The following is a 5,743-nucleotide window of genomic DNA, read 5'->3' as shown; positions in this document are numbered from 1 at the left end:
GGGCGAGGACATCTCGCGGTTGTCGGGTCGGGCGTTGAAGGCGGTGCGGCGGAACATCCAGATGGTGTTCCAGGATCCGTACACGTCGTTGAATCCGCGGATGACGGTGGCGGACATCATCGGTGAGCCGTTCGAGATTCATCCGGAGGTGGCGCCGAAGGGGGATCGGCGTCGGAAGGTGCAGGAACTGCTGGACGTGGTCGGGTTGAATCCCGAGTACGTCAACCGGTACCCGCACCAGTTCTCCGGTGGTCAGCGGCAGCGTATCGGGATCGCGCGGGGTCTGGCGCTGAATCCGGAGATCATCGTGTGCGACGAGCCGGTGTCGGCGCTGGACGTGTCGGTGCAGGCGCAGGTGATCAACCTGATGGACAAGCTCCAGGACGAGTTCAACCTGTCCTACCTGTTCATCGCGCACGACCTGTCGATCGTCCGGCACATCTCCGACCGCGTCGGCGTCATGTACCTGGGCAAGATGGCCGAACTCGGCCGTGATGCCGAGATCTACGAGCACCCGACCCACCCGTACACCCAGGCGCTGCTCTCCGCCGTACCGCAGCCCAATCCGGAGAACCGGGAGGAGCGGAAGCGGATCCTCATCTCGGGTGACGTCCCCTCTCCCGCCGATCCGCCCTCCGGCTGCCGGTTCCGCACCCGCTGCTGGAAGGCGCAGGACCTGTGCGCCGAGCAGGTGCCGCTGTTGGCGGTGCCGAAGGTCTTCGAGGACCGGACGGACGGCGCCGGGCACGAGTCGGCCTGCCACTTCGCCGAGGAGCGGGACGTGATCCACGTGTGACGGCCGTGCTCCGCTGCTGCCGAGCGCACAAGGCGGTGCCCGGGCCCCTGCGGCCCGGGCACCGCCTCGCGCGTTCCCGGGGCTCCGGCATCCGGGTGGTCCGCCCTCCTGCATACGGGGGTTTCTGCGGGCCGATCCACTCGGACGGGCGCTGCACGCGTGCTTCCGTGCCGCTGCGGGGGTGTTATGGAGTCAAAGTGACCATTTGACTCTGGAGGCACCTTATGCGCGGAGCCACGCGCGTCACCTGGGCCGTCGCGTCGGCGACGGCGATCGCCCTCGCGGCAGGCGCCTGCGGAGGGGGAGGCGACGACAGCGGAAGCGCGGGCAGCGGCTCCGGTGTGGTCCGCGCCTCCTGGGGCGATCCGCAGAACCCGCTGGAACCCGCGAACACCAACGAGGTGCAGGGCGGCAAGGTGCTCGACATGGCCTTCCGCGGACTGAAGCGGTACGACCCGGAGACCGGGGAGGCCCAGGACGCGATGGCCGAGTCCATCGAGACGGACGACCAGCAGAACTTCACCGTGAAGATCAAGGAAGGCTGGAAGTTCAGCGACGGCACCGAGGTCACCGCCTCCTCCTTCGTCGACGCCTGGAACTACGGCGCCCTGCTGACCAACAACCAGATCAACGCGTACTTCTTCCAGTTCATCGAGGGGTACGACGAGGTCCACCCGGCGGAGGAGGACGCGAAGCCCACCGCCGAGACCATGTCCGGCCTCGAAGTCGTCGACGACTACACCTTCACGGTCCGGCTGACCGAGGAGTTCTCGCTCTGGCCCGAGACCCTCGGCTACAACGCCTACGCGCCGCTGCCGCAGTCCTTCTTCGACGACCACGACGCCTGGCTGGAGAAGCCGGTCGGCAACGGCCCGTACAAGGTGGACTCCTACACTCGCGGGCAGTCGATGAAACTCTCCGTCAACGAGGAGTACGCGGGCGACGACGAGCCGCAGAACGAGGGCGTGGAACTGCGGGTCTACACCGACAACAACACCGCGTACACCGACGTGCAGGCCGGCAACCTCGACGTCGTCGACGACGTTCCCGCGGCGCAGGTGCAGAACGCCGAACGTGACCTGGACGGCCGGTACCTCAACCAGCCGGCCGGCATCATCCAGACCATCTCCTTCCCCCTCTACGACGAGGACTGGGGTGGCGAGGACAGGGCGCAGGTGCGCCGCGGGATCTCGATGGCGATCAACCGGGAGGAGATCACCGACAAGATCTTCTCCGACACCCGCACCCCCGCCACCGACTTCACCTCGCCGGTGCTCGGCGAGGCGGGCGGCTACTCCGACGACCTCTGCGGTGACGTCTGCACCTACGACCCGGAGCAGGCCAGGCAGATGATCGAGGACGGCGGGGGGCTGCCCGGCGGGAGCGTCACGCTCAGCTCGAACGTGGACACCGGCTCCCACCGGCAGTGGATGGACGCGGTCTGCAACAGCATCAACAACGTGCTGGACGACAACGACGCGTGCACCGTCAACCCGGTGAGCACCTTCGCCGAGTACCGCAAGCGGATCACCGGCGACCAGATGAACGGGATGTTCCGCACCGGCTGGCAGATGGACTACCCGCTGATCCAGAACTTCCTCCAGCCGCTGTACTTCACCGACGCCTCCTCGAACGACGCCGGCTACAACAGCTCCGAGTTCGACAACCTCGTCGAGGAGGCCAACGCGGCCCAGGAGCAGGACGAGGCGATCGAGAAGTTCCGGCAGGCAGAGGAGGTCCTCGTCGAGGACATGCCGGCCATTCCGCTCTGGTACCAGAACGGCAGCGCGGGCTACTCGGAGCGGGTGGACAACGTCGAGCTCAACCCCTTCTCGGTCCCGGTCTACACCGAGATCACGGTCAGCTGATCGGGTTTCGGGCGCCGCTCACCGGCTGAGCGGCGCCCGGGCCGCTACGCATTCCGAGGAGGCCTTGCGTGGGGCAATACGTCATCCGCCGACTGCTCCAGATGATCCCGGTGTTCATCGGGACCACCTTCCTGATCTTCGTCATGGTGCACGCGCTCGGCGACCCGGTCGCGGCGCTGTTCGGAGACCGCACTCCGGACCCGGCCACCGCGGCCCAGTTGCGTGCCGAGTTCGACCTCGACAAGCCCCTGTGGCAGCAGTACCTGCTGTACATGGCCAAGATCTTCACCGGTGACTTCGGCACCGCCTTCAACGGCCAACCGGTGACCGAGCTGCTCACCAACGCCCTGCCGATCTCGTTCCGGTTGATGCTGGTGGCGATCGTCGTGGAGGTGGTGCTCGGCATCGTGCTCGGAGTCGTCTCGGGTCTGCGCAAGGGCGGCGGCATCGACTCCTCGGTGCTGCTGCTCTCGCTCGTGGTGATCGCCGTCCCGACCTTCGTCACCGGTGTGCTGGCGCAGTTCCTCTTCGGGGTCCGCCTGGGGTGGACGAGCCCTGCCGTCAGCCCCGAGGCCCCGCTCAGTGAGCTGCTGCTACCCGGTGTGATCCTCGCCCTGGTCTCACTGGCGTACGTCACCCGGCTCACCAGGACATCCGTCGCGGAGAACGTCCGCGCGGACTACATCCGCACCGCGGTCGCCAAGGGGCTCCCCGGTCGGCGGGTGACCGTCCGCCACCTGTTGCGGAACTCGCTGATCCCGGTGGTGACCTACCTCGGCACCGATGTCGGGAACCTGATGGCCGGGGCCCTGGTGACGGAGCGGATCTTCAACATCCAGGGAGTCGGCTACCAGCTGTACCAGGGGGTGCTGCGGCAGAACTCGCCGACGGTGGTGGGCTTCGTGACCATCCTGGTGCTGGTGTTCCTGATCGCCAACCTGATCGTCGACCTGCTCTACGCGGTCCTGGACCCGAGGATTCGCTATGCATGACCGTCCTGACCGTCCTGACCACGACGCCCCGCACGGCGACGGCGCCGCGGGGGCCCCGGACGCGCACCGGGGCGACGACTCCGGCCCCGCGGACGTCGCCGGGGCCGCCGACCCCCGGCAACTGATCGGCGGTGCCGGCGCGGAAATCGACCTCGCCACCGCGGAGGGCGAGACGCTGGAGTCCGGCGGCGACGGCACACCCCCGCCGGCCGACGAGCGCTCCCGCAGCCTGTGGTCGGACGCCTGGCACGAGTTGCGCCGCCGCCCCATCTTCATCCTCTCCGCACTGCTGATCCTCTTCCTCGTGGTCATCTCGCTCTGGCCGGGGCTGATCGCCACCCGCGACCCGTTGGACTGCCGGCTCTCCCGCTCCCTCGGCGGGGCGGAGCCGGGTCACTGGTTCGGATTCGACACCCAGGGGTGCGACGTCTACACCCGCACCGTCTACGGCGCCCGCGCCTCCGTGACGGTCGGTGTCTGTGCCACGCTCGGGGTCGCGCTGCTGGGGGCCGCTTTCGGAGGGCTGGCCGGCTTCTTCGGCGGAGCTTGGGACGCGCTGCTCTCCCGCGTCACGGACATCTTCTTCGGTATTCCGCTGATCCTCGGTGCCCTGGTCTTCCTGGCGATGATCCGCACGGAGGGCATCTGGCCGGTGGTCGGTGTGATCACCCTGCTGGCCTGGCCGCAGATCGCCCGCATCGCCCGCGGGTCGGTCATCACCGCGAAGCAGAACGACTACGTCCAGGCGGCCAGGGCTCTGGGGGCCGGCAGCCCCCGGCTGCTGCTGCGGCACATCATGCCCAACGCGATCGCGCCGGTGATCGTGGTGGCCACCATCGCCCTGGGGACCTACATCGCGCTGGAGGCCACCCTGAGCTTCCTTGGGGTGGGCCTGCGGCCCCCCACCGTCTCCTGGGGGGTGGACATCTCCAACGCGTCGAACGGCATGCAGTTCCGCAACGCTCCCCACATCCTGCTCTACCCGGCGGGCGCGCTGAGCGTCACGGTGCTGGCGTTCATCATGCTCGGCGACGCGGTCCGCGACGCCCTCGACCCCAAGCTGCGCTGAGGAGGGCCACGATGAGCGAACCGCTGCTGGACGTGCGCGACCTGCACGTCGAGTTCCGCACCCGCGACGGGGTGGTGAAGGCTGTCAACGGGGTGAACTACTCGGTTGATGCGGGTGAGACGCTGGCTGTGCTGGGGGAGTCGGGGTCGGGGAAGTCGGTGACGGCGCAGGCGGTGATGGGCATTCTGGACATGCCGCCGGGGAGTATTCCGCAGGGGGAGATTCTGTTCCGGGGGCGGGACATGTTGCGGATGCCGGGGGAGGAGCGGCGTCAGTTGCGTGGCCGGAAGATCGCGATGATCTTTCAGGATGCGTTGTCGTCGTTGAATCCGGTGCTGAGTGTGGGGTATCAGCTCGGTGAGATGTTCCGGGTGCACGAGGGGTTGTCGAAAAAGGACGCGAAGGCGCGTTCCATCGAGTTGATGGAGCGGGTGCGTATTCCGGCGGCTCGGGAGCGGGTGAATGATTATCCGCATCAGTTCTCGGGGGGTATGCGGCAGCGGATCATGATCGCGATGGCGTTGGCGTTGGAGCCGGATCTGATCATTGCGGACGAGCCGACGACTGCGCTGGATGTGACGGTGCAGGCGCAGGTGATGGATCTGCTGGCGGAGTTGCAGCGTGAGTTCCACATGGGGCTCATTCTGATCACTCATGATCTGGGTGTGGTGGCGGATGTGGCGGACAAGATCGCGGTGATGTACGCGGGTCGTATCGTGGAGACGGCGCCGGTGCACGAGTTGTACAAGCGGCCGGCGCATCCGTACACGCGCGGTCTGCTGGACTCGATCCCGCGGTTGGACCAGAAGGGCCACGAGCTCTACGCCATCAAGGGCCTGCCGCCGAACATGGCGCACGTCCCGCCCGGGTGCGCCTTCAACCCGCGTTGCCCGCAGGCACGGGACATCTGCACGTCGGACGTGCCGCCGCTGTACCCGGTCACCGAGGAGGACGGCACCGCCCTGGTCGGCCGGGGCAGTGCCTGCCACTTCTGGAAGGAGACCCTCCATGGCTGAGC

Annotated in this window: 5 protein-coding genes; all 5 read left to right on the top strand. The window is 67.7% G+C overall.

The genetic code is table 11. The features are described from left to right. A partial coding sequence (locus H300_RS0121475) for an oligopeptide/dipeptide ABC transporter ATP-binding protein (protein ID WP_028429025.1) occupies positions 1–796 on the top strand: 796 nt, incomplete at its 5' end. Positions 797–1,020: 224 nt separating this feature from the next. Next, positions 1,021–2,664 carry an ABC transporter substrate-binding protein gene (locus tag H300_RS0121470; protein WP_028429024.1) on the top strand — a complete coding sequence of 548 codons (1,644 nt, stop codon included), beginning with the start codon at positions 1,021–1,023 and terminating at the stop codon, positions 2,662–2,664. Positions 2,665–2,732: 68 nt separating this feature from the next. Then, positions 2,733–3,656, top strand: a complete 924-nt coding sequence (locus H300_RS0121465; protein WP_028429023.1) for an ABC transporter permease — start codon at positions 2,733–2,735, stop codon at positions 3,654–3,656. Then, a complete protein-coding gene (locus H300_RS0121460) occupies positions 3,649–4,725 on the top strand; it encodes an ABC transporter permease (RefSeq protein ID WP_078516214.1) in 1,077 nt (358 codons plus the stop codon). The genes H300_RS0121465 and H300_RS0121460 overlap by 8 nt, the downstream gene beginning before the upstream one ends. Before the next feature lie 11 nt (positions 4,726–4,736). Continuing rightward, complete coding sequence (locus H300_RS0121455; RefSeq protein WP_051270276.1) at positions 4,737–5,741, top strand: ABC transporter ATP-binding protein; 1,005 nt, start codon at positions 4,737–4,739, stop codon at positions 5,739–5,741. Positions 5,742–5,743 lie beyond the last annotated feature (2 nt).

This window comes from Streptomyces sp. TAA040 (assembly GCF_000424845.1).
This window is presented reverse-complemented; position numbering and strand designations above follow the sequence as displayed.